The organism is Nonomuraea basaltis, assembly GCF_005893125.1.
GTDB lineage: Bacteria > Actinomycetota > Actinomycetes > Streptosporangiales > Streptosporangiaceae > Nonomuraea > Nonomuraea basaltis.
Genome location: NZ_VCJS01000085.1, coordinates 20576 through 43042, shown reverse-complemented (window position 1 = coordinate 43042; position 22467 = coordinate 20576). Strand labels below are relative to the sequence as shown.

Annotated in this window: 21 protein-coding genes; 4 read left to right on the top strand and 17 right to left on the bottom strand. The window is 72.2% G+C overall.

Annotated features, from left to right (window positions below; genetic code table 11):
• Positions 1-22: 22 nt before the first annotated feature.
• From EJK15_RS33765 to EJK15_RS33745, 5 genes are read right to left on the bottom strand one after another with little or no spacing between them, the layout of a single operon-like run.
• Positions 23-877, bottom strand: a complete 855-nt coding sequence (locus EJK15_RS33765; protein WP_138714540.1) for an MBL fold metallo-hydrolase — start codon at positions 875-877, stop codon at positions 23-25.
• A complete protein-coding gene (locus tag EJK15_RS33760) occupies positions 874-1488 on the bottom strand; it encodes a DUF3159 domain-containing protein (protein WP_138714539.1) in 615 nt (204 codons plus the stop codon). The genes EJK15_RS33765 and EJK15_RS33760 overlap by 4 nt, the downstream gene beginning before the upstream one ends.
• On the bottom strand, positions 1485-3341 hold the full coding sequence (mhpA, locus tag EJK15_RS33755) for a bifunctional 3-(3-hydroxy-phenyl)propionate/3-hydroxycinnamic acid hydroxylase MhpA (protein ID WP_138714538.1): 1857 nt from the start codon (positions 3339-3341) through the stop codon (positions 1485-1487). Before mhpA ends, EJK15_RS33760 begins: the two co-directional genes overlap by 4 nt.
• A complete protein-coding gene (locus tag EJK15_RS33750; RefSeq protein WP_240777385.1) occupies positions 3338-4261 on the bottom strand; it encodes a fumarylacetoacetate hydrolase family protein in 924 nt (307 codons plus the stop codon). Before EJK15_RS33750 ends, mhpA begins: the two co-directional genes overlap by 4 nt.
• A gap of 2 nt (positions 4262-4263) precedes the next feature.
• Positions 4264-5379 carry a VOC family protein gene (locus tag EJK15_RS33745; RefSeq protein ID WP_138714536.1) on the bottom strand — a complete coding sequence of 372 codons (1116 nt, stop codon included), beginning with the start codon at positions 5377-5379 and terminating at the stop codon, positions 4264-4266.
• A gap of 83 nt (positions 5380-5462) precedes the next feature.
• On the opposite strand from EJK15_RS33745, the gene EJK15_RS33740 reads away from it, so the two are divergent.
• On the top strand, positions 5463-6098 hold the full coding sequence (locus tag EJK15_RS33740; protein ID WP_240777384.1) for a TetR/AcrR family transcriptional regulator: 636 nt from the start codon (positions 5463-5465) through the stop codon (positions 6096-6098).
• Here the strand turns inward: EJK15_RS33740 and EJK15_RS33735 are convergent.
• Positions 6095-7297 carry a tetratricopeptide repeat protein gene (locus tag EJK15_RS33735; RefSeq protein ID WP_171074681.1) on the bottom strand — a complete coding sequence of 401 codons (1203 nt, stop codon included), beginning with the start codon at positions 7295-7297 and terminating at the stop codon, positions 6095-6097. The two genes, EJK15_RS33740 and EJK15_RS33735, sit on opposite strands and share 4 nt — an antisense overlap.
• Positions 7291-8703 (bottom strand): ATP-binding protein, encoded by a 1413-nt coding sequence (locus EJK15_RS33730; protein ID WP_138714533.1) that lies wholly within the window; start codon positions 8701-8703, stop codon positions 7291-7293. Before EJK15_RS33730 ends, EJK15_RS33735 begins: the two co-directional genes overlap by 7 nt.
• 119 nt (positions 8704-8822) lie before the next feature.
• Between EJK15_RS33730 and EJK15_RS33725 the strand changes: the two genes are divergently transcribed.
• Positions 8823-9521, top strand: coding sequence for a hypothetical protein (locus EJK15_RS33725; RefSeq protein ID WP_138714532.1), 699 nt, complete (start codon positions 8823-8825; stop codon positions 9519-9521).
• Between the two features lie 8 nt (positions 9522-9529).
• Here the strand turns inward: EJK15_RS33725 and EJK15_RS74980 are convergent, their stop codons facing one another.
• The 9 genes from EJK15_RS74980 to EJK15_RS33680 form a co-directional block, all read right to left on the bottom strand.
• Positions 9530-11095, bottom strand: a complete 1566-nt coding sequence (locus EJK15_RS74980; RefSeq protein WP_240777383.1) for an OmpA family protein — start codon at positions 11093-11095, stop codon at positions 9530-9532.
• A 39-nt stretch (positions 11096-11134) separates the two neighbouring features.
• Positions 11135-11701 (bottom strand): GNAT family N-acetyltransferase, encoded by a 567-nt coding sequence (locus tag EJK15_RS33715; protein WP_171074680.1) that lies wholly within the window; start codon positions 11699-11701, stop codon positions 11135-11137.
• The gene (locus tag EJK15_RS33710; protein ID WP_171074679.1) at positions 11698-13218 is read right to left on the bottom strand and encodes an ABC transporter ATP-binding protein; all 1521 of its coding nucleotides are present in this window, start codon (positions 13216-13218) and stop codon (positions 11698-11700) included. Before EJK15_RS33710 ends, EJK15_RS33715 begins: the two co-directional genes overlap by 4 nt.
• Complete coding sequence (locus EJK15_RS33705; RefSeq protein ID WP_138714530.1) at positions 13218-13985, bottom strand: ABC transporter permease subunit; 768 nt, start codon at positions 13983-13985, stop codon at positions 13218-13220. Before EJK15_RS33705 ends, EJK15_RS33710 begins: the two co-directional genes overlap by 1 nt.
• On the bottom strand, positions 13982-14929 hold the full coding sequence (locus EJK15_RS33700) for an ABC transporter permease (protein ID WP_138714529.1): 948 nt from the start codon (positions 14927-14929) through the stop codon (positions 13982-13984). The genes EJK15_RS33705 and EJK15_RS33700 overlap by 4 nt, the downstream gene beginning before the upstream one ends.
• Before the next feature lie 247 nt (positions 14930-15176).
• The gene (locus EJK15_RS33695) at positions 15177-16706 is read right to left on the bottom strand and encodes an ABC transporter substrate-binding protein (protein WP_138714528.1); all 1530 of its coding nucleotides are present in this window, start codon (positions 16704-16706) and stop codon (positions 15177-15179) included.
• Between the two features lie 42 nt (positions 16707-16748).
• Positions 16749-17498: a sulfite exporter TauE/SafE family protein gene (locus EJK15_RS33690; RefSeq protein WP_138714527.1), complete on the bottom strand. Its 750-nt coding sequence runs from the start codon at positions 17496-17498 to the stop codon at positions 16749-16751.
• Positions 17499-17565: 67 nt separating this feature from the next.
• Entirely contained in the window at positions 17566-18126 is a 561-nt protein-coding gene (locus tag EJK15_RS33685; protein ID WP_138714549.1) for a GNAT family N-acetyltransferase, read from the bottom strand.
• A 115-nt stretch (positions 18127-18241) separates the two neighbouring features.
• A complete protein-coding gene (locus tag EJK15_RS33680; RefSeq protein WP_138714526.1) occupies positions 18242-19162 on the bottom strand; it encodes an AEC family transporter in 921 nt (306 codons plus the stop codon).
• A gap of 67 nt (positions 19163-19229) precedes the next feature.
• Here EJK15_RS33680 and EJK15_RS33675 point away from each other — a divergent pair, with 67 nt between their 5' ends.
• Positions 19230-20189, top strand: a complete 960-nt coding sequence (locus EJK15_RS33675; RefSeq protein WP_138714525.1) for an NAD-dependent epimerase/dehydratase family protein — start codon at positions 19230-19232, stop codon at positions 20187-20189.
• Between the two features lie 24 nt (positions 20190-20213).
• Entirely contained in the window at positions 20214-21434 is a 1221-nt protein-coding gene (locus tag EJK15_RS33670) for an MFS transporter (protein WP_138714524.1), read from the top strand.
• Positions 21435-21718: 284 nt separating this feature from the next.
• On the opposite strand, the gene EJK15_RS33665 is transcribed toward EJK15_RS33670, so the two are convergent.
• Entirely contained in the window at positions 21719-22075 is a 357-nt protein-coding gene (locus EJK15_RS33665) for a hypothetical protein (protein WP_138714523.1), read from the bottom strand.
• Between the last annotated feature and the right edge of the window lie 392 nt (positions 22076-22467).

Here is a 22467-nt window from a genome sequence, read left to right as displayed (position 1 = left end):
TGCCCGCTCCAGGAGCGTTGGATCAGCCCATCGTCGCCGTCGTCAGGTCGCGACCCACGGTGATTCTTCCCCGATAGCCGCCCGAGCGCACGTCGGACGCGAACTCCGCCTCGCCCGCCGCATCGTCGGGCGCGGGAATCAGGTGCGTGAGCACGAGCTGCGCCACCCCGGCCCGCTCGGCCAGCCCGCCCAGCGCCACCGTGTCCGCGTGGTAGGAGAAGATCTTCTCGAACGGCGTCCCGGCCACCGCCGCGTGCAGCGCCGTGGTCCGGCATGCCTCGTGGACCAGCACGTCCGCGCCCCGGCTGAGCTCCTCCACCTCCTCGCACACGCGCGTGTCACCCGAGATCACCACGGTCCCGTCCGGCGTGCGCACCCGGTAGGCCACCGCGTCGGGCACCGGCTCGTGGTGCACGGCCACCGCCTCGACCGTGACGCCGTCCCGCGACCACACCTCCCGCGGGCGCGCGGAGCAGGCGAACGGGTGCAGGCGCGGCTCCGGCGGCGCCTTCTGCACGTGCTCCATGCGCAGCGCGATGTCGGCCTTGTACGGGTCCAGCATGCGCTCGACGAAGCCCGCGGCCTCGCCCTCGGGCACGAGGATGTCGAGCGGGCCCGTCTTCCACACGTGGTCCTGGATCCACCGTGCCATCACCACGTCCGGCAGCCCGATCACGTGGTCGCTGTGCACGTGGGTGACGAACAGCGCGCTCAGCTCGTGCAATCCCGTACCGGCCTCGGTCAGTCGCAGCACCGTGGCCCGGCCGGCGTCGAACTGCAGCGCCGTCCGGCCGTACCGGACCAGGACGCCCGCGCCCGCGCGGCCGGGCGAGGGGATCGGCACGCCGGTGCCGGTCAGCGTCACGGTGGTCGTCATGATCGTTCTCCTTGGTGGCAGTCACAGGGTTGACGGGTCAGGCGGCGGTAGATGCCCCACATCAGGACCGCCAGCAGTACGTGGACCGGCACCTCGACCAGCAGCTTGAAAGCTCCCATGGCCACGGCCCGGTCGGCGAGGTAGAGGCGCACCTGGTTGGCCACGAGGGCGCCCTCGGCCGCGACCCAGACGAGGTTGGCGATCGTGTACGCCCGCAGCCGCACCGGGCAGCGCCGCCAGGCGAGGCCGCGGCCGGTGAGCACGCCGGCCGCCAGGCCGACCGGCGGCCATCTCAGCAGCAGCATGATCGGGGTGATCAGGACGACCGCGGTGCGGAGGAGCAGGACGGGGAGGAAGAAGTCGGTGGCCTCTCCCGACAGGGCGGTGATGGCGGCCGCCCCGGCGGTCAGCGCGAACCCGCCCGCCGCCGGCCAGATGCTGCGGGCCTGCCTGAACCGGTGGATCGCGACCAGCGCCGCCATGCCGAGGCCGGTGGCCAGGGCGAGCGGGAGGCGGGTGGTGGTGGCGTACACGAGCGTGAACCCGAGCACGGGCGCGGCGGTCTCCGCGACGTGGAGACCGGCTTTGCGCATCGCGACGAGGTCACTCATGAGGCTCCCGTGGTGTCTTCGACCTGGGTCATCGGATGGCTCCTGGCTGATGCGGCATGTGGGGGTTCACACGGTCCGGCAGGGGTGGCGTCCGCTGTTCGGGTGGCGCGGGTCGTGCGGGCCGGTGGGAGCAGGGGCAGCCAGGCGGCCGCGTCTCGGACGATCGCGGCTCCGACCGGCCCCGGCCTGCGCGGGAAGGGGGCGGCGGCCAGCACCACGCGGTCGGGGCGCACCAGCACCGCCGCGGCCCCGGCGTCCCGCAGCCATCTGTCGAGCGTCGCGTCCTCGACCACCACCGGCCTGCCGTGCTGCGCGGCGTGCTCGCCGGGCGGCTCGGAGCGATGGCCGGGGAGGCAGGCGGGCTGTTCGCGTTGGCCGCCGGCGGGAGCGGGCCACCGGTCCGGGCGTCGCACGTGGACGACGGTGGCACGCAGGCGGCGGGCCAGGGAGGCCAGGTCCGCGTCCAGCGGTCCGAGGCTGATGACGGCGAACGAGTCGCCGAGCACGTCGTCGAGGCGGCGGTGCTCCCCGCCCACCTCGACCCAGGGCTGCGGCACGAGGGACCCGGGCAGGCCGGGTGGCAGTGGCGAGCGCCGCCGTACCAGCAGCCCTCGGTGCAGGGCCGGTGAGGTGCCGTGCGCGGTGACGCGGTGGATGGCCGGCATCCGGGCGGCCTGCGCGAGCAGCAGCCGCCGTACGGCCGCCGTCGCGTGCGGTTCGCGGCCGCCCGCCATCGCCAACCCCACCGCGACCGCGAGCCTGATCACGTGCGTGACGTGCGGAGCCCGCTCCGCCTGGTACGTGTCGAGCAGCCGCTCGTCGCCCCCTTCCGACAGCACGAGCGCCAGCTTCCACGCCAGGTTGGCGGCGTCCCGCAGCCCGGCGCCCATGCCCTGGCCGATGAACGGCGGCGTCAGGTGGGCCGCGTCCCCGAGCAGGAACACCCGGCCGCGGCGCCACCGGTCGGCCACCTGCGCCCGGAACGTGTAGGCGGCCTGCCGCAGCAGCCGCAGCTCGCCCTCGGGCACCCCGCGCGTCCAGGGCGAGATCAGCCGCAGCAGCGTGTCGCGCCGGGTCAGCTCGGCCTCGCTCTCGCCGGTACGCATCCGGAACTCCCACCGGTAGCGCTCGGGGCCGATGCGCATGAACGTGGCCGGCCGCTCCGGATCGCACACCTGGTGGATGCCGTCCCAGACGTCCAGCGGCACGGCACAGCGCACGTCCACCACCAGCCACGGCTCCGCGAAGCGCGGGCCGCGCATGCGGGCGCCGACGTACCTGCGGGTGATGCTGTTGGCGCCGTCGCAGCCGAGGAGCGCGTGCGCCCGCACCTCCTCCTGCCGCCCGCCGGCCACGTCGCGCAGCAGGACCCGGACGGGGCCGCGTACGTCCTGGGAAATGTGCACGACCTCGGTGCCGGGCCGCAGCTCGGCCTCGGGGTGGCGGCGCAGGTTCGCGCGCAGGAGGGCTTCGAGGTCAGGCTGGTCGAACATGTTCGCCTGCGGCCAGCCGTGGCGGCTCCCGGCGCGGTCGCGTCGGAACTCCGCGATCGTCCGCAGGTCTCCGTCCACGAGCCGCATGCCTGGGGCGGGCGAGCTGATGGCGGCGAACTCGCCTGCCACTCCGAGCGCCTGCAGGATGCGCATCACCTCGTCGTCCAGGTGCACCGCCCTGGGCATCGGATAGACGCCGGGGTGGGGGTCCACGACCAGGCTGCGTACGCCGTGCCTGGCCAGCAGCGTCGCCGCGGTCACCCCGGTAGGCCCGGCCCCGGCGATCAGCACGGGCACGACGTCCGGCGCGATGCCCAGGCGTGGGACGCCGCCGGCCTCCGGCGCGGGCTCGGCGCTCATGCGTGCGCCACCGGCGTGCGCTGGCAGCCGAGGTCGATGGCGCCGTCGCCGGTCGCGATGCGCGCGCTGACCACGTCGCCCTCCCGCAGGTAGGCGGGCACCCGCGCCTGCCGGTCGAAGAAGAGCCTCCACTTCAGCTCGGCGGGGAGCAGCGCGCCGAGCAGCTCGACCGGCTTGGGCGGCGCCTTCAGCGCGGTGCCACCGGGCGTGCCGGTCAGCAGCACGTCGCCGGGGCGCAGCGCCTGGAACCCGGCCAGCGCCGTCAGCGCCGCCGCCGGCCCGGCGATCATGTCGGCCAGGGTGCGGTCCTGCCTGGGGACCTGGTTGACCGACAGCCGTAGCCGCAGATCGAGGAGGCGGCCGAACTCGGCGGGCTCCAGCAGCACCAGCCGCGGCCCGAGCGGGGTGAACGTGGGGTAGGACTTGCTCTCGTAGAACTGCGTCTTGGGCAGCTGCACGTCCCTGGCCGACACGTCGTTGGCGATCACCAGACCGGCGACGTAGTCCGGCAGCTCGGCGTCCGTCACGGTCGCGCCGACCGGCAGGTCCGCTCCCATGACCAGGCCGAGCTCGATCTCGTAGTCCAGCAGCCGCACGTGCCGCGGCTTGACGATCGTGTCGTGCGGCCCGGCCACGGAGCCCGACGCCTTGCGGAAGAACGTGATCGGCACCCGGTCCGGGTCGAACCCGGAGTCCTTGGCATGGGACCGGTAGTTCACCATCTGGGCCACGACCCGGCACGGGGTCGTCACCGGCGACAGCAGCTCCAGCTCCTCGACCGGCACGCCCTCCCCGGCCGCCGCCGACACCGCGTCGCGATCGGCCAGCAGCTCGGCGGTGGTCTCGGCGGCCGTGTCCACCGCCACGGCCTGCCCGTCGCGCTCGACCCACCAGGAGCCGGCGGTCCGCAGTACGTTCACGCTCACGTGTTCATCGCTTTCATCAGGCCCAGCAGGCGGGCGGGGTCGATCTCGTTGTCCTCGCGCAGCGCCGTCAGCACGGTGCGCAGCAGTTTGGGTGACGGGTTCGTGCCGAGGAAGTCGCGGGTGACGGGCGGGCCCCACTGCGCCAGTCCGCTGGCCGACATGGGTGCCCACCCGGGCTCGAGGGTGCGGTCGAACAGGTCGCCGTCGGCGAAGTGCTCGACCATCAGGCGGTCGGGGTCGCGCCAGTAGTCGAAGATCTGGCTGCCCTGCACGTGCCGGCCGATGCCCCACACACGCCGGTACCCCCGGCCGGTCAGGTACTCGCCGCCGGCCGCGACCGCGTCCATGTCGGCCACCTGGTACGCCGAGTGCACGTAGCCCACCCCGGGCCCGAGATGCATGGCCAGCGTGTGGTGGTCGGCTGGCTCGGCGCCCCGGTCGCAGCGGACGAACGCCATGGTGGGGCCGCGGTCGCGCTGGTCGTCGAGGAAGAGGAAGTCGCTGACGATCATGCCGAGCGTGTCCAGGTACCAGTCGAGCGCCCGCTCGAACCACCTGGTCTCCAGCACCACGTGCCCGAGCCGCTGCACCCGGGCCGGCTCGGGCGCGGGCCGCTGGGTGCGGTTGATCCGAGGGTGGTCCAGGCCGGTGTTCATGGTCAGCACCGGCTGCTCGGGCTGGGCCGGCATGTCGGCCATGCCGTGGACCACGCGTACCGGGATGCCGCTGGGGTCGCGGAGGTCCACGACCCGGCCGCCGCCCACGTCGTCCAGCTCGCGTACGTCGGCGCCGGTGGCCCGGGCCAGCCGCACCAGGTCCGCCGCTGCGGCCGCCCGGAACGCCGGGCCCACGAAACGCGATCGCGGGCCGCGGCGGACGACCACGCAGTGCGGGCCTGGCAGGGTGCCGCGCAGGTAGAGGGCGTCCTGCGTACGGGCAGCCACGGCGAAGCCGAAGTCGCGGGCGAACGACTCCGCCCGGACCAGGTCCGTCTTCTCGAACTCCAGCCAGGCCAGATCCATGACCTTGATCACCGGATCGCGGGCCCGGCCCGGGTGCTCACCCCGGAGCGGGCCGCGCTCGCTGTGCAGGTTGGCGTGCGCGCTCTCCATAGCCACCTCATGATTGAACCATCACTGATGATGAAATCATCAGAAATGAGGGATGCATCTGTCAAGCCCGCTATGATCGGCGTGTGAAGTCGTCGGATCCGCGGCCCGCGTCCCGGCTGGAGCGGCGCAAGACCCGCACCAGGCAGGCGCTCATCGACGCCGCCAGGGCGTTCCTCGCGCGGCAGGGCATGGCCGAGGTGAGCATCCAGGAGCTCACCGAGGCGGCCGACGTCGGGTTCGGCTCCTTCTACAACCATTTCGGGAGCAAGGACGAGCTGTTCCAGGCCGCGATCGGCGACGTGCTGGAGGAGCACGGTCAGCTGCTCGACGAGCTCACCGCCGGCATCGAGGACCCGGCCGAGGTCTTCGCCGCCTCCGTCAGGCTGACCGGGCGGCTGGCCGCCACCCATCCGCAGATCGCCCGCATCCTCACCCGCACCGGGCTGCCGTACATCGACTCCGACAAGGGGCTGGCGCCGCGGGCGCTGCGCGACATCCGCCGCGCCATGGAGGCCGGGCGCTTCCGCGTCAAGAACCCGCACGTGGCGCTGGCCGGCGCGGGCGGCTCGCTGCTGGGGTTCCTGCAGCTCTGGCTCGAGCATCCGGACCTCGTGGACGAGAACTCGCCGGACGAGCTGGCCGAGCAGGTGCTGCGCATGTTCGGCATGGGCCAGGAGGAGGCGGGCGCCATCGTCCGCCGCCCCCTCCCGGGGGGCTAGACCTCGGCGGTGTTGTGGTCCAGGAAGAAGCGCCGCACGCCCGCCGCGACCCAGATCGTGCCGAGGCCGGCGTACACGCCCAGCAGCGCGACGACCGGCGCGCCGGCGATCACGGCCGCGGCGATGGCCACGACCAGCAGTCCGGCCCAGCCGTAGAGCACCTTGCGGCCACGGGGCGAGCCGGTGTGCGTGGCCTCCTGCACGGCGGTGATCAGGGCCATGACCGCCACGCCCGCCGTGCCGACGGCCTCCAGGCCGAGCGCGATGCCGAGCACGAGCACCCCCGCCCCGGCGACGGCGAGGGCGCAGCACGCCATGGCCACGCGGGCCTCGGCGCCCTCGAAGAGCAGCCGGGTGGCCTTGGCGCGGGCCAGCCGCAGCACGGTCACCGCCTCGGAGACCCACGCCGCCCAGTGCATGAGCGCGATGAGGACGAAGACCGCGATGAGCGGCGGGGCCACGGGCAGCAGGAACACCAGCCGCCAGCCGCCTCGGTATCGGCGCCGCAGGTTCGACAGGATCCGCTGGAGCGGGTTGCGCTGCTTGAGCGCCGTCACCAGGAGATCCTTGGCCGGGCCGAAGCCGGGGTCGAGGCGGAGCACCTCGCGGAAGGAGTCTGCGGCCGCCCTCGGGTCGCCGAAGGCCAGCGCCGCCCTGCCGGACGCCAGGTGCGCGGTGGCGCTCTCCGGATTGAGCTGCAGGGCGTGTGCGGCGGCGGCCCGGGCCGGCTCGGCCTCCCCGAGCCTGGTGTGCGCCATTGACAGCAGGCTGACCAGGTCGGACACCTGTGGATCGATGGCCAGCCCGCGGCGGGCCGCGTCGGCCATCTGGCGCCACTGGCCCTTCAGCATGTGGGCTCGGGCCAGCAGCTCCCAGGTCGACGCCTGCTCGGGGGAGTGGGCCAGGGACGCCTCGGCGGCGGCCGCCGCCTGGTTGGGCAGACGAAGGCGGTAGTACACCTGCCCGGCGACGTAGTGCGGGTACCAGTGCTCGGGCACCAGCCGTACCGCCTCCTGCGCGGCGGCGATCGCCTCCAGGCCCTTGCCCTGGTGGACCAGGGCCAGGGCCAGCAGGCAGTGCGCCATGTCATGCTGCGGCTCGACGGCGAGCACGCCGCGCAGTTCTCGCTCGGCGCCGGCGGGCCGGCCCAGCTGCAGCAGCGCCCGCGCGCGCTGGAGCGACTCGTCTACCTTCACCATCTGGCCTTGATCCAGGGCATCAGCTCGTCCCAGGCGCCGGACTCGTTGGCGTGCAGCACGTAGTTGCGGGCGGTGGCCATCCATTCGCGTACGGCGGTGGCGCGGGCGCCCTGGGCGGCGGCCAGCAGGTCGGAGGTCGACATCGGGATCGCGTGGCCCGCGCTGATCGACTGCTGGAGCTTGACCTCCACCGCGCGGTCCACCACGCCCTTCAGGTCCGCGCCGACCATGTGCTCCGTGACCTTCGCGACCGCGTCGAAGTCCATCTCGGCCAGCGGCTTGTCGCGGCAGAGGATGCGCAGGATGGCCGCGCGCGCCGCGGCGTCGGGCGGCGGCACGAACACGAGCTGGTCGAACCGGCCGGGGCGGCGGAAGGCCACGTCGATGTACCAGGGCGCGTTCGTGGCCGCCAGCACCAGGACGCCCTCGTTGGCGTTCTGGTCCACGCCGTCGAGCTCGGCCAGGAACTGGTTGACCAGCTGCCGGTTGTGCGCCTGCCGCATGTCGGAGCGGCGCGCGGCCAGCGCGTCGACCTCGTCGAAGAACAGCACGCACGGGCGGTTGCGGCGGGCCATGTCGAACATGGCGCGCAGGTTGCGCTCGCTGGAGCCGATGTACATGTCGAGGACGTCGGCCAGGCCGACGTTGACGAACGACGCGCCGAGCTCGCCGGCGGCGGCCCTGGCCAGGTGGGTCTTGCCCGCTCCCGGGGGCCCGTACAGCAGGACGCCGCCGCCGGCACGCTTGCCGTACGCGGCGAAGAGCTCCGGCTGCTGGATCGGCAGCAGGAGCTTGACCCGCAGCGACTCCTTGACCGCCTCCATCCCGGCCACGTCGGCGAAGGTCAGCTTCGACCGCTCCACCTCCGCCTGGCCGGGCGCGGAGTCGGGAGCCGGGTACGCCGGCGCGCCCGGCGGGGTGGCGTACGCAGGCTCACCGGGCGCCGGCGGGGCAGCGGGCCCTGGCGGGACGGCGGGCGCCGGCGGGGCGGGCTTCCGGCCCGGGATCGGCAGCCGCTCGGCGAGTTCGGGGTCGGCGAGGGAAGGATCGCGGGAGATCGCCTCGTGGTAGCGGTAGGTCGCCTTTCCCTTCTCGCCCTCGCCGAGCATCGCCCTGGCCGCGAGAATTCCCATCCGCGGCGGGTAGCGGTGGAACATGGCCAGGAACGGTTCGAGCACCGACAGCGCCGCGCCGTACTGGCTCTGCCGCACGAACGCCTCCGCCAGCCCGGCCGCGACGTCCGCGTCCTTGGGCGCGAGCACGAGCGCGGCCCGGAATTCGGCCTCCGCCTCGGCCAGGTATCCCTTGGTCAGGAGCTGCCCGGCGAGATGCCGGCGGAGCGGGAGGTTGTCCGGAGACAGGCGCGCGGCCTCGCGGAGCGCCTGGAGGCCGGCATCGTCGAGCACGTGCTCGGTCCCTTCTGTCGGGAATATTCACTTCCGTACCAAAGGTAGCGCTGGCAATAGGTACGGCTCTCGCGGCAGCGCCCGTGTGCTCGCGCGCGGCCGCCGCTTCAATCGGTGGCATGACGATCACACATGTCCCCGGTCGGTGGGTCGAGGGGACCGGGCTGCTGCTCGGGCCGCTCCTGCTGCTCGCCGGGGTACTGACCCGGGCCGGCGAGGACGACTTCTTCCCCGGCCAGCTCGCCGCCTACGCCGCCGCGCCGGAGAGGATGATCTTCTCCTACAGCCTGTACGCGGCCGGAATCGTGCTGCTGTGGCCCGCGGTGACCGCGCTGGCCCGGCGGATCGGGGTGACGCATCCGGGCTGGGCCAGGTGGGGCGCCACGCTGGTGGTGCTCGGGCTGTTCGGCCGGGTGTTCCACGCCGGCGTGAGCCACCTGGCCTTCCGGCTGGTGGACGCCCTCGGCCTGACGGCGGCGCAGGAGGCGGTCGCCGGCACGTACGGGGCCTTCCACGTCTTCAAGGCGGTCACCATCTGCATCATGGGCGGCTGGATCGTGCTCGCTGTCGGCGCCTACCGCGCCAAGGCCCTCGGCGTGGCGCGGTGCGTCGCCCTGGCGCTGGCGGCCGGGCTGCCGCTGGGCGTGCTCAAGGGCAGCAGCGACCCGATCTCGCTGGTCGCCCTGGCCGGGCTCGCGGTCGCCCTGGTGCCCCTCGGCGTCACCGTGCTGAAGGATGGCCCGGCTCCGCGGTGGCAGGCCGTGGCGCTCGCCGTCGCGCTGGTCCCCGCCGCCTTCTTCATCGGGATGACCGGCTGAGCGCGCCTCTACCGGACGGGCACCTGGAGGTCGCGGAAGCTCGCGATCTTGACCTTCATCGTCGTGACGCCCTCGGGCAGCGCGAACAGGTCCCAGAACACCTTCTCCTCCCCGGGCCCGAACTTCTCGGTCCCCAGGCGCACGCCGGACAGATCCGTGCAGGCGCAGTACGAGTCCACGCGGCCGCCGTCCGCCGGCACCTGGAGGCTGCCGGGCAGGTACTGCCGCTCCGCCGCCACGTCGGTCAGCGTCACGTTGATGGCCGCCCGGTACTTGAACGACATCCAGTCGCGCGCGTCGTTCAGCTCGTTGAACCAGGCCTCGGCGTCACCCTCGTTCGCGATCCGGTAGGTCAGCAGCCCGAGGCCGCCGGGGAGCCGCCGCAGCCCCGTCACCTCCATGGAGATCGGCTGGCCGTCCGCCTTCCCGGTGCCCGTCAGCCCCGTGACGCCCGGGGTGGCGGACGCCGAGGGCGTGGCCGGCTGCTCGGCGCCGGCGGTCTCCGGCTTGGCGAACGTCACCGTGACCCGCCGGTTGCGCCGTTTGCCCTCGTCGGTGTCGTTGCTGTACAGCGGGCTGCGGGAGCCGTACCCCTTGGCCTGGAAAGCCAGACCCTGCCTGGTGACGAGCCCGGACACCGCCTTCCGCACGGCCTGGGCGCGGCGCTCGGAGAGCGGGTCGTTGATGGCGTCGGTGCCGGAGGAGTCCGCGTGCCCCTCCACCTTCACGGCGGCGCCGGGCGACGCGTCGATCAGCTTGGCGGTACGCGCCAGCACGGCCTTCGCCTTGGCGGTGAGCGTGGCCTCGTTCACCGCGAACAGCACGTCCGACGAGAGGTTGACCTGGAGGTCCGTGCCGTCGTCGGCGGTCTCCTCCGATTGGTCCAGCGACTCCGACGGGGTCACGAGCCGCCGGGTGACGGTGGTGACGGGCTCGGCGTCCGGGTCGGGGATGGTCATGCCGGGTGCCGTGGCCGGCGGTTCGTCGCTGATCGGCACGTCCGGCATCGGCGGGCCCACCGGCGTGACGACCGTGGCGGTGGCGGGATTGCCGGAAGGGGCGGGCATGACCGCGTACACGGTGATCGACCGGCCGGGGTCGATGAAGTAGCCGACGCCGTCGCGGTCCTCGTCGGTGCACAGGCAGGGGAAGTCGGCCGGCTGGTACGGCAGGATCCAGGTGCGGGCCTGCGCGTCGAGCACGCCGATGCCGGACGCCCACCGGATCCGCCCCAGCGGGCGCGTGTTGTCGCCCATCTCGCCGGTCCACGGCAGGTGCTTCTCCGTGCCCGTGTTGGTGAGCCGGAGCTGGGCCACCAGGTGCTTGCCCTTGACCCGGTTCAGCCCGACGACCTCGACCTTGAGATCGCGCGTCTTGGTGCTGCGCGTCTCGGCCAGCGCGGGGCGGGCGTCCTGGCCGGACGCGTTCGGGCTCGCGGCGGCGGTGGTCGAGGGCGGAGCGCTGGAGGGTGCGCTGGTGGTGGGGGCGGGAACGGCTTGAGGCGGCGGCGCCACCTGCGCGCAGGCCGGCACCATGAGCAATGTGACGAGTGGGACAGCGATCCGATATCTCACCCGCATGATCCTGTCGCAATTCCCTGCCCCAAATGGGCATTACGGATGGTTTCCGGTGAACCGTAGCTCCCCGGTCCGGGCGGGAAGGGGGAGCTCGAAGTGGAGCGTCTGGAAGTGATCGGGGTCGCCGTCGCGGGCGTCGAAGACCGGCTCGGCCAGCGAGCGCCAGAACGCCTCCGCCCCTGGTACGCGGGTGTCGGTGTGCAGGTAGACGGCCTGGTAGTCGTCGTGTTCCGAGACGAAGTGGCAGGCCTGGCGGACCATCTCGTGGGCCAGGCCGTGCCTGCGGTGTGCCGGGTCCACGTACACGCGGAAGAGCTGCGCCGTCGTACCGTCCGGGTAGAGGCGGGCCAGCCACTCCGGGTGGGGCGGGCTCTTCGGGCCGCCCGCGCGCACGGCCGTGGTGCCGACCACCTCCTCGCCGTGCAGGGCCACGATCAGCGTGTGCCGGGCCGGCCGCAGGTACGTGCCCTCCAGGTCCAGCACGTCCCAGTGCCACTCAGGCAGGTAGCCGTAGCCGAACTCCCGGTAGAACGTGTCGAGCATGACCCGCCGCGCGCCGTCGAGGTGGCGGGCCAGGGCGGGCCGTACGGCGTAGGGATTCATGGCGATTCCTCCAGAATGAGCCGGCCATGATCGAGCGCCACGACGCGGTCGGCGAGCCTGGCGACCACGTCCATGTCGTGGCTGATGAGCAGCAGGGTGAGGCCGAGGTCGCGGCGCAGCTCGTCGAGCAGGTCGAGGATGGCGGCCTGGACGAGCGCGTCCAGGCCGGAGGTGATCTCGTCGCAGATGAGCACGCGCGGCTCGGCGAGCAGGGCGCGGGCGAGCGCGGCCCGCTGGAGCTCGCCGCCCGACAGCGCCGCCGGACGGCGGCCGGCGGTGCGCTCGTCGAGGCCGACCCGGTACAGCAATGCCATCGCCCGTGCCGCGGCCTCGTCCGCGGTGGCGCCGCGCAGCCGCACAGCCGTCCTGGCGACCTGGGCGGACACGCTCCGGTACGGGTCGAAGGAGGCCCTGGCGTCCTGGAAGACGTACTGGACGTCGCGTCCGCGCCTGGACAGGTGGCGGGGGAGCGGTTGCCCGGCGAGAGTGATCGTGCCGGACACCGGCCGGTGCAGGCCGGCGACGCAGCGGGCGAGCGTGGTCTTGCCGCTGCCCGACCTGCCCACCACGGCCAGGCACTCGCCGGCCGCGACGCTCAGGCTCACCGCTTCCAGCACGGGCGCCCGCCGGTGCCCGGCCACCAGGTCGCGCACCTCCAGCACGGGTACGTCGTCCGCGCAGGCCGTGACCCCGGGTTCGGTGCCGGCTGTGATCCGGGGCTCGGGGCGGGCGGCGAGCAGGCGTCTGGTGTAGTCGTGGCGCGGCGCGTCCAGCACGGTGGCGGCTGGGCCCGACTCGACGATGCGGCCCCCGTGCATCACCGCCACCCGGTCGGCCAGCGCGCGCACCATGGCGAGATCGTGACTGAGCAGCACCAGGCCGATGCCCTGCGCGCGCAGGAGGCGCAACTCCTCGATCACCTCCGACCGGATGAGGCCGTCCTGCCCGGTGGTCGGCTCGTCGGCGACGATCAGGGCCGGATCCAGCAGCAACGCCTGGGCCAGCACGACCCGCTGCTGCTGGCCACCGGACAGCTGGTGCGGGTAGCGGCCGAGCAGCTCCACCGGAAGGCGTGCCCGCCGCGCGGCCTCCAGCATCCGCTCGTCGACGGCCCTGGCGTCGCGCCACCGGGTCCAACCGGCCACCCGGCCAGCCCCCCGGTCGGCCACCCGGCCAGCCGCTCGCTCGTCCACCCGGCCGGCCGCCCGGTCGTCCACCATCCGCGCCGCCTGCCGCCGCGCCACTTCCCGCAGCACGCCGCCGACCCGCCGCACCGGGTTGAGCACGCTGGACGGGTGCTGTGGCACGTAGGCCACGACGCCGCCGGCGAGCCGTACCTCTCCCGTGATGCGCACCCCAGGGGCGTGCTCGCCGAGCAGGGCCAGCCCCGTGGTGGTCTTGCCGCTGCCCGAGGCCCCCACCAGCGCGAGCACCTCACCGGCGGCCAGCTCGAAGGACACGCCGTGCACCAGGGCGCGCCCGCCGGCCTCTGCCCGCAGCCCCGAAACCCGCAGCATCACCGCCTCCTCGCCCGGTCGAACGTCAGATTCAGCCCCACCGACAGGGCCACGATCAGCAGCGCCGGCACCAGCACGGCCCACGGCTGCAGGAACATCCCGGTCCGGTTGCGATCGACCATGACCGCCCAGTCGCTGGCGTCCGGCGCCAGGCCGACGCCGAGGAAGCTCGCCGACGCCACCAGGTACAGCGCGCCGACCAGCCGGACGCCGACGTCGGCGAGCAGCGTGGTGAGCATCGACCGGCCGGTGTAGCCGATGGCCCGGCGCCACCACGTCTCGCCCTGCAGCCGCAGCGCCTCCATCGCGGTGCTGCCCGCCGCCTCCAGCGCCGCCGCCCTGGAGATCCGCACCACCTCGGGCAGCCCGATCAGCGCCACGATCCCGACCAGCGCCACCGGCCCCGGCGAGAGCAGCGCCGCCAGCATGATGAGCAGCAGCAGCGACGGCACCGCGAGCAGCAGATCGAGCGGCCGCATCAGCAGCTCGTCCACCCACCGCCGCCCGGCAAGCACTGCCGCCATGCCCAGCGGCACCCCTGCCGTGTACGCGAGCAGCGTCGCCAGCGCCGCCACCAGCACCACGGAACGGCCGCCGAGCAGCACCTGCTCCCACACGTCCCGCCCGACGAAGTCCGTGCCGAGCGGCGGCACGGCGGCGAAGGAGACGCCGCGCGGCTCGGGCGCGCCCGTCAGCCACGGCCCGAGCAGAGCCAGCAGCAGCGGCACGGCCAGCAGCACCAACCCGGCCCCACGACGCGCCCTCATGCGAAGGCCCTCGGAGCCAGCCGGTACGCCGCCAGGTCGGCCGCCAGGTTGACCACCACCGTGGTGGCGGCGAACAACACGCACAACGCCTGGACGACGGGAATGTCCCTGGCCGCCACCGAGTCGTTCAGCAGCGTGCCGAGCCCGGGGATCACGAATACCGACTCGACCACGATCACCCCGCCCAGCAGCCAGTCCGTGGTCCTGGCGAGCTGCTGCGCGCCGGGCGCCAGCGCGTTCGGCAGCGCGTGCGTCAGGAGCACCCGCCGGTGGGACAGGCCCAGCCGGCGGGCGTGCGCCACGTACCCGGAGGCGAGCGCGTCGATCATGCCCGCGCGGACCAGCCGGCTGATCGAGCAGACCGGCCTGGCCAGCAGCACCGCGAGCGGCAGGACCAGCAGCGCGGGCTGCTGGAGCAGGTTGGGCGGCGCGCCGACCGCCGTCGGAGGGAACCAGCCGAGCCGTACCGCGAACACCGCCACCAGCACCACGCCCAGCGCGAACTCCGGGATCGAGTACAGGCCGACGGTCACCGTGGTCAGCGCCCGGTCGAGGCGGCCGCCCTGCCGCACCGCCGCGATCACGCCGGCGCCCACCGAGATCGGCACGAGCAGCAGCAGCGTGAGCCCGGCCAGCACCAGCGTCGGCGGCAGGCCGTCGGCGAGCACGCCGGACACCGGGCGTCCGGAGAGGAGCGAGACGCCGAGGTCGCCACGCGCGAGCCCGGCCAGCCAGCCCGCCCACCGCTCGGCCGCCGGCCGGTCCAGCTCCAGGGCGTTCCTGAGCTGGGCGATGCGTTCCTCGTCCGGGATGTCGCCGGCCAGCACGACGGCGGCGTCGCCGGGCAGCGCCTCCGTCAGCGCGAACACCAGCGTGGCCACCGCCACGACCTGCGCCGCGCCGAGCAGCAGCCGGCGCAGCGCGTAGCTTGCCAGGTTACCCATGTGGATTAGCCAACCGTAGTGACGTTGTGACATAGTGTTAGCGCACGCCCGGCGCCCAGGCGACGTCGGGCACCCTCCCCGGTCAGGCCGAATAAGCCTGACCGGTCAGCGTCCGGAGGGACGTGCTCACACGGGCCGTGGCTCCGGCCATCGGTACCAGGGCACGAAGACGATTGGCGCATGCCGGACACATCACTGTGTCTTGATCTTGTGTAATCCGCAGGATCACCAAGCCAATCAGAGACGCTCAAGCCAGCCACACCTTGTCGAAGCTGGCCCAGCCCAGGGTGTTCGCGGGGGCGTTGGCGACCCCGCGCACCTTGGGGGAGGTGCCGAGCAGCCAGTCGGCGAAGCCCCAGATGAGGAAGCCGCCCTCGGCGTGCAGCGTGCGTTGCATCGCCCCGTAGAGCTCCCCGCGCTTCGCCTTGTCGGGGCTGGCGACGGCCTGGTCGTAGAGGGCGTCGAACTCCGGGCGGGCCCATTTGGTGGCGTTCGTGGTGGAGCCGGTGAGCAGCCGCTGCGAGATGTGCGTCTCGATGGGCATGGCGCCGGAGCGGTAGCAGCAGAGAACGCCCTTGTTCAGCACGTCCGCCCAGTAGGTGTCCTTGTTGCCGACCTTGGCGGTCACGTCCAGCCCGGCCTGCCTGGCCTGGTCGGCGAAGACGCTCGCCGCCTCCAGGAAGCCGCTGGCCGCCGCCGACGTGTCGAGCGGCACCTTCAGCCCCTTCGCCCCGGCCTTGTCGATCAGCCACTTGGCCTGCTCCACGTCCGGGGTGCGCTGCGGGATGTCGGCCGCGTAGTACTGGTAGTCCTTGCCGAACAGATCGTTGCCCACCTGCCCGGTTCCCGCCAGCACGCTGTCGATCATCTGCTCGCGGTCGGCCAGCAGGAACATGGCCTGCCGCAGCCGCGGATCGTTGAACGGCGGCCGGTCCACCTTCATCGCGAACGCCTGCATGCCGCTGTTGCTCAGCCGGGCGATCGCCATCCGGCCGCCGCCCTGGTGGGTGCGGGCCGTGGCCGGGGTCAGGTCGTGCGCGTAGTCGGCCTGCCCGCCGAGCACGGCGTTCACCCGGGCGGACTCCTCGTTGGCGATCAGGTATTCGAGCTCGTCCAGGTGCGGTGCCCCGTCCCAGTAGCCCGGGTTCCGCTTGAGCAGCAGCGACCGGCCCGGCTGGAACGAGGAGAACGCGAACGGTCCCGACCCGACGGGCCGGCTGAACTCGTCGGCCCCCTCGGGCACGATGTAGGCGCCGAAGGCCGCCAGCACGTTGGGGAACTCGGCGTAGGGCCGCTTCAGCACGAACTCCACCGTGCGGTCGCCGACGGCGCGGCTGTTCTTCATGTCGATCAGGGCGAGGTTCGCCTTGGCGCGGAAGGTCCGCTTCTCGTCGGCGATGCGCGCGTAGCTGTAGAGCACGTCCGCCGCCCGTACCGGCCTGCCGTCGTGGAAGGCCGCCTCGCGCAGTGTGACCCGCCACGTGCCGAGCTTCTTGTCGGCCTCCCAGCCGCTGGCCAGGCGCGGCACGATCGACACGTCGGTCCCGTAGTCGGCGAGCTTGTCGAACATGGCCTTGGACCGCGACGCCTCGAGGAACAGGTTGGCGAGGTGCGGGTCCAGGCTTTCCTGGGCCCCGGCACCCGCGAACGCCGCCCGGAGCCGCCCACCCCTCTTGGGCTGCGACGACACGGTTCCGGTTGCGGTTTGGGCGGCGCATCCGGCGAGGGCGACGGCGGCGGCGGCGGCGGAGAGGAAGGCACGACGATCGAGGCGCATGGCCGATAATGGTAACGATTTTCATTTGTCCACGTAAGTCCCCTAATCGGTGAGGAGCTTCACAATGGCCACCGCGCCGATGCAGACGATCACGCCCCGCAGGACCGAGGGCGGGATCCTGCGCCCGAAGCGGGCGCCGAAGTAGCCGCCGATCATCGAGCCCAGCGCCACCAGCAGCACGGCCGTCCAGTCGACCTCGGCGACCAGTGCGTACAGGATGGCGGCGGTGAAGTTCACCAGCAGGACGAGCACGTTCTTCGCCGCGTTGATCCGCTGCAGCTTCTCGTCGAGCAGGATGCCCATCAGGCCGATGAGCAGGATGCCCTGCCCCGCGCCGAAGTAGCCGCCGAAGGTGCCGGCCCCGAGCGTGCTCAGCCACAGCCATGGGCCGCCGTGCGCACGCCTGGGGCGCCCGGTGAGAATGCGGCTGAGCCTGGGTTGGATCACGACCAGCGCGCAGGACAGCCCGATCAGCACGCTCACGATCACGTTGAAGCTGCTCTCGGGCAGGTTGAGCAGGAGGAAGCCGCCGATCAGCGAGCCGATGACGGAGGCGGGGGCCAGCCTGAGCAAGCGCTCGCGCTGGCCCTTCAACTCCGGCCGGTATCCCATGGTGCCGGTGAAGCCGCCGGGGACCAGGCCGATGTTGTTGGAGACGTTGGCGGTGATCGGCGGCAGGCCGACGGCCAGCAGCGTGGGGAACGTGATCAGCGATCCGGACCCGACGACGGTGTTGATGGCCCCGGCCGCCACGCCGGCCGCCAGCACCGCGGCCATCTCCCAAGGTGTCATGCCGCGAGACTCTAGACCATCGTCTTAATTGCTAAGACGAGCGTCTCGGCATTCGAGAATACGGGCACTAAGACGCGTGCTTGCCGGCCCGCCACTCCGGCGCGAGCACCGACCAGACCTCCATGTCGTGCCGCTTCCCCCGGTGGGGGTAGCTCTCCCGCAGCACGCCGTCCTTCGTCATCCCGAGCCGCCGGGCCACGGCGATGCTGGCCTCGTTCGCCGCGGAGGCCACCCACTCCACGCGGTGGATGCCCCGCTCCTCGATGGCCCAATCAATGATCACACGCGCGGCCCTGGTCACCAGACCCTTGCCCACTGCCGATGGCTCCAGCCAGCAGCCCGCCTCGGCGAGGCCGTGCTCGACGTCCATCGTCCGGAACAGGACTCCGCCGACCAGCTTGCCGTCCGTCCAGATGCCGTAGATCCGCCCGGTGTCGGCCGCCGCCTTCTCCGCGTACGCCTGGAGATACGAGCGGCTCGACTCCAGGTCCGTGACGACGTCCGGCAGCCCGACGTATTGCCCGATGAACTCCCGTCCCCGATCCATGTGGGTCAGGAACTCCTCGGCCAGCCACGGCTCCAGCGGGCGCAGTTCCGCGCCGTCGTCGCCCAGGGATATCGCGTACATCATCGCCCTCCACGGCCCGAACCAGAGCACACTGCGAAGGGATCGTCTCACGGGCGGCGGCGGGGCGAATTCTTCGATCGCGTGCTCAAGGGAATCGGCGCGCAGCTCGCGTCGATCAGCCCAGGACCGCGCCGATCGCCGTCATGATCGGAATGGACAGGACCGTGGTGATCAGTACGGCCCCGCGGGCCAGGCGCCGCCCCGTGTCGTAGTTCACCGCGTACACGTAGATGTTCTGCGCGGTGGGCAGGGCGGCGAACAGGGTGGCAGCCAGGAGCGCGCCGGCGTCGAGGCCCAAGGCGAAGCGGGCGGTCACGTAGGCGATGGCCGGTTGGACGAAGGACTTGAGGGCGATGACGAGGACGAGGTCGCGGCGGACGTCTCCCTCTTCGGGGGCCGTGGTGTGCTGGGAGCCGTACAGGCTGAGGCCGTAGGCGAGGAGGGCGACGGGGACGGCGGCGCCACCGAGCAGTTCGATCGGGCGCATGATCGTGACAGGGATGGAGAGGTCGGTCAGAGCGCAGGCGAGACCGAGGAGCGAGGCGACCGTGAGGGGATTGCGGAGCGGGAGGAGGAGTGCCGAGCGCACCGATCTGGCGCCCTTGTCGAGGATCAGGAAGGAGACCGGGGTGAGCACGATCAGCTGGAAGAGGAGGATGGGAGCGACCAGCGCGCCGTCGCCGAGTACGTAGATCGAGATGGGCACGCCGAGGTTGCCCGCGTTGACGTACGACGAGGCCAAGGCGCCGATCGTGGCCTCGCGCCGGTCCCGGCGCCAGATCAGCTTGGCCACCAGGACGTACGCCAGTTGGACGCACAGCACCGCGACGACCTCGGTCAGCAGCACCGGCGAGAGCAGCGTGCCCAGGTCGGCCCGCGACACGGTGACGAACATCAGCGCGGGTGTCGCGACGAAGAACGCCAGCCGCGACAGGACCAGCTCGTCACTGGCGCGCAGCAGCCCGCCCACGCCGACGAGGTACCCGAGCACGGCAACGGACACCAGTGCGGCGAACGCCGCGACAACCCCCGACAAGCCCAAACCTCCAAACAGGACGTTCAGGAGCGTATCGGGTTGACTTTGCACGGATTACGCTGCATCCATGCGAGTAGTGGTGATCGGCGCGAGTGGTCATATCGGCACATACCTGGTTCCCCGGCTCGTCGACGCAGGTCATGACGTGGTCGCGGTGAGCAGGGGCAAGCGGGAGCCCTACAGTCCGCACGGGGCGTGGCAGCGGGTAAGCATGGTGAGCGCGGACCGGGACGCGGAGGACGCCGACGGCACGTTCGGGCGGCGGATCGCGGACCTGGAGGCCGACGTCGTCATCGATCTCATCTGCTTCCAGGAGTCCAGCGCCCGGCACCTGGCCGAGGCCCTGACCGGGCGGGTACGGCAGTTCCTGCACTGCGGGACGATCTGGACGCACGGGCCGAGCGCGCGGGTGCCCACGACCGAGGACCGGCCGAAGCGGCCGCTCGGGGAGTATGGGCGGCAGAAGGCGGCCATCGAGGCCTACTTGCTGGAGCGGGCCCATCGTGATGGGTTTCCGGTCACGATCATCCATCCCGGGCACATCACCGGGCCGGGGTGGGTGCCGGTGAATCCGGCGGGGAACGTCAATCCCGCCGTGTTCCAGGCGCTGGCCGATGGTGCAGAGGTGGCGCTGCCGAACTTCGGCATGGAGACCGTGCAGCACGTGCACGCCGACGACGTGGCGCGGTTGTTCATGGACGCGATGGCCACGCCGTCCGTCGCCGTGGGCGAGAGCTTTCACTCCGTGGCCACGAGCGCGCTGACGCTGCGCGGGTACGCCGAGGCGGTGGCGGGCTGGTTCGGGCAGGAGGCGCGGCTGGCGTACCTGCCGTGGGAGCAGTGGCGGACCACGGTGTCCGAGGAGGACGCGAAGATCACGTACGACCACATCATGTACAGCCCGCACTGCAGCATGGAGAAGGCCGAGCGGCTGCTCGGCCACCGGCCGCGGTACACCCCGCTCGAGGCCATCGCGGAGGCCGTCGACTGGCTGGTCGGAGCAGGGACCATCGCCCGCCACGCCTGAGCCGCCGACGAAGGGATCTCGACCGTGCGCAAGGCCATGGCTCCCCTGCTCGTCACGATCCTCGCCGTGTTCTCTGCCCAGCAGCTCCTGACCCCCGTGCTGGCGCCGCTCTCGCGCGAGCTGGCGCTGACGGAGACGCAGCTCGGCCTGGTCATCACGGTCGCCGCGGCCTCGCTGACCGTCGCCAGCCCGCTGTGGGGACAGGCCATGCGCAGGCTCAGATTACGCACGGTCCTGATGCTCGGGCTCGGGCTCGCGGCCGCGGGGCTGGCGGGGTTCGCGGTCGTCGCCACGCTCGGGCTGGACGGGGTGCTGCCGCCGCCGGTCACGCTCACGTTGATGCTCGTCACCCGCAGCGTCGTGTTCGGCGTGGGCCTGGCCGCGCTGCCGGTCGCGGCGCTCACCGTGGCCGGCCTCGCCACGACCGGGGAGGCCGACCGGACCAGGGCGACCGGGCTCGTCGGGGCGGCGCAGGGGCTCTCCCTGGTCCTCGGGCCGGCCGGGGGCGGCGCGCTGGCCGTGGTGTCGCTGCTGCTCCCGCTCTACGTGGCACCGGCGATCTGCGCGCTGCTCGCGATCTGGGTGCTGGCGACCGTACGGCGCGGACCGGCGCGGCCGCCGGCCGGTGCGCCCCGCGGCCCCCGGTTGCGGCCGTGGGACGCGCGGCTGTGGCCGCTGTTCGCGATCGGCTTCTGCGTCTTCCTGTCACTGGGTCTGGTGCAGGTCGTCCTGGGCTTCCTGATCGCCGACCGGCTGCACGTGGATCCGCAGGCCACCGCGGGCGGCGTGGGCATCGCTCTCGCCGTCACGGGCGTGGTGATCGTCGGCGTGCAGGGGGCGCTGGTGCCGGCGCTCGGGTGGCGGGCGCTCCGGCTGATCCGCGTGGGCACCCCGATCGCGGTGGCCGCGTTCGGGCTGCTCGCCGTCGCGCACAGTCTGTGGCTGATCACCGTGGCGTTCGGCCTGCTCGGGGTGGGGCTCGGGCTCGCCATGCCCGGGATCGTCGCGGCGCCCGGCCTGCTCGTCGGGCCCGAGGAGCAGAGCTCGATCTCCGGGCTGGTCAACGCCGTCATCGGGTCCACGTTCATCGCGGGACCGCTGCTGTCGACCGCCCTGTACGAGCTTGCCCCGGTGGCTCCCGTACTCGCCGCGCTCGCGGCCTCGGCGACGGCCCTGGCGCTGGCGTGGCTGTCACCCGCCGCCCGTCACGCCAGAGCCGAGGCCGACGCCATCGCGGCCCCCTAGCCCGGCCGAAGGCGAGACGATCACCGGTCGCTGATGATTGCGGTCCTGGCCGGGTCCCGGGGCATTACTCTCCCTGCTCGGGCCAGGACTCGTCCTGCGGCACGCGCCCGCGCTGGTGCCGGTGAAACGGAGTGCCTGTGTTCCGCTTCGGCTCATCGCCTAGTCGGAGTAGGTGACGCCGCTGCGGGACACAGGCACTCGGCCACGGTTCACGACGACCGGGATGAGGCCGCATGACCGCCACTCGACCGTTCAACGCGCTCCTGTGGAGTGCTTCATGGTGGTCAGGTGCCCGGCACCGGCGGGTACGGCGTCTCCGTGGAGAACTTGAGCTGGTCCTGGTCCTGGTCCTGGTCCTGGTCCTGACGCTCGGCCTGGTTCTGGTTCTGGTTGTTGTTGTTGTGGACCCAGACGCGAGCCTTCGACTTGTGGCGGTAGTGGTGATGGCTGTGGTGATGGTGGTGGTGCTTGGGCTGGACGTACTGTTTGACTGGTGGGGCGGGCTGCGGCGGCGGGCCTCCGGCGACGTAGGTGGTGCTGGATGTGGCGTTGGCGGTCGAGGCGGTGGCCAGCGTCACGGCGGCGCCGGTCATGGCGATGCTGACCGCGAGAACCGCGGTAGCAGTCTTGAACTTGGGCATTGAATTTCCCCCCAAAGGTTCGGTTGCCCCTGTTCTCAATATTTTCCGGACTGGTTGGAAAATATCGCCGGATGGTGGCTAATGCGCCATCCGTGCGTTCTGTTTCCGGGATTAGTGTCGGGCAAACGGGGCTTTCGTGGTGTTTGCCTGGCCCTAACGCTTCCGTGGCCCTACTTGAGCGTTCATGAAATGAAATGAAATGAAGTGATTTGTCGGTGTTGGTCCCGCTGTCATCTGGCACAAGCGTGCTCATGGATGCATGGCGTGCCGAAGGCGCGTGCGCAGGTGCCGATGGAACCTTCCTTTTTTCGAAGCGTGCGAGGAAGGCGTCTCATTCCTCTTCAGTGGAGGCTCGATAATTTTCGCTGGGGCGGGTGGCCCGGCGGCGGGCG

Excerpts from the sequence above, each read along its gene's own strand:
- EJK15_RS33765 (WP_138714540.1), bottom strand. The coding sequence starts at position 877 with ATGACGACCACCGTGACGCTGACCGGCACCGGCGTGCCGATCCCCTCG.
- EJK15_RS33760 (WP_138714539.1), bottom strand. The coding sequence starts at position 1,488 with ATGAGTGACCTCGTCGCGATGCGCAAAGCCGGTCTCCACGTCGCGGAG.
- mhpA (WP_138714538.1), bottom strand. The coding sequence starts at position 3,341 with ATGAGCGCCGAGCCCGCGCCGGAGGCCGGCGGCGTCCCACGCCTGGGC.
- EJK15_RS33745 (WP_138714536.1), bottom strand. The coding sequence starts at position 5,379 with ATGGAGAGCGCGCACGCCAACCTGCACAGCGAGCGCGGCCCGCTCCGG.
- EJK15_RS33735 (WP_171074681.1), bottom strand. The coding sequence starts at position 7,297 with ATGGTGAAGGTAGACGAGTCGCTCCAGCGCGCGCGGGCGCTGCTGCAG.
- EJK15_RS33725 (WP_138714532.1), top strand. The coding sequence starts at position 8,823 with ATGACGATCACACATGTCCCCGGTCGGTGGGTCGAGGGGACCGGGCTG.
- EJK15_RS33715 (WP_171074680.1), bottom strand. The coding sequence starts at position 11,701 with ATGAATCCCTACGCCGTACGGCCCGCCCTGGCCCGCCACCTCGACGGC.
- EJK15_RS33710 (WP_171074679.1), bottom strand. The coding sequence starts at position 13,218 with ATGCTGCGGGTTTCGGGGCTGCGGGCAGAGGCCGGCGGGCGCGCCCTG.
- EJK15_RS33705 (WP_138714530.1), bottom strand. The coding sequence starts at position 13,985 with ATGAGGGCGCGTCGTGGGGCCGGGTTGGTGCTGCTGGCCGTGCCGCTG.
- EJK15_RS33700 (WP_138714529.1), bottom strand. The coding sequence starts at position 14,929 with ATGGGTAACCTGGCAAGCTACGCGCTGCGCCGGCTGCTGCTCGGCGCG.
- EJK15_RS33695 (WP_138714528.1), bottom strand. The coding sequence starts at position 16,706 with ATGCGCCTCGATCGTCGTGCCTTCCTCTCCGCCGCCGCCGCCGCCGTC.
- EJK15_RS33690 (WP_138714527.1), bottom strand. The coding sequence starts at position 17,498 with ATGACACCTTGGGAGATGGCCGCGGTGCTGGCGGCCGGCGTGGCGGCC.
- EJK15_RS33685 (WP_138714549.1), bottom strand. The coding sequence starts at position 18,126 with ATGTACGCGATATCCCTGGGCGACGACGGCGCGGAACTGCGCCCGCTG.
- EJK15_RS33675 (WP_138714525.1), top strand. The coding sequence starts at position 19,230 with ATGCGAGTAGTGGTGATCGGCGCGAGTGGTCATATCGGCACATACCTG.
- EJK15_RS33665 (WP_138714523.1), bottom strand. The coding sequence starts at position 22,075 with ATGCCCAAGTTCAAGACTGCTACCGCGGTTCTCGCGGTCAGCATCGCC.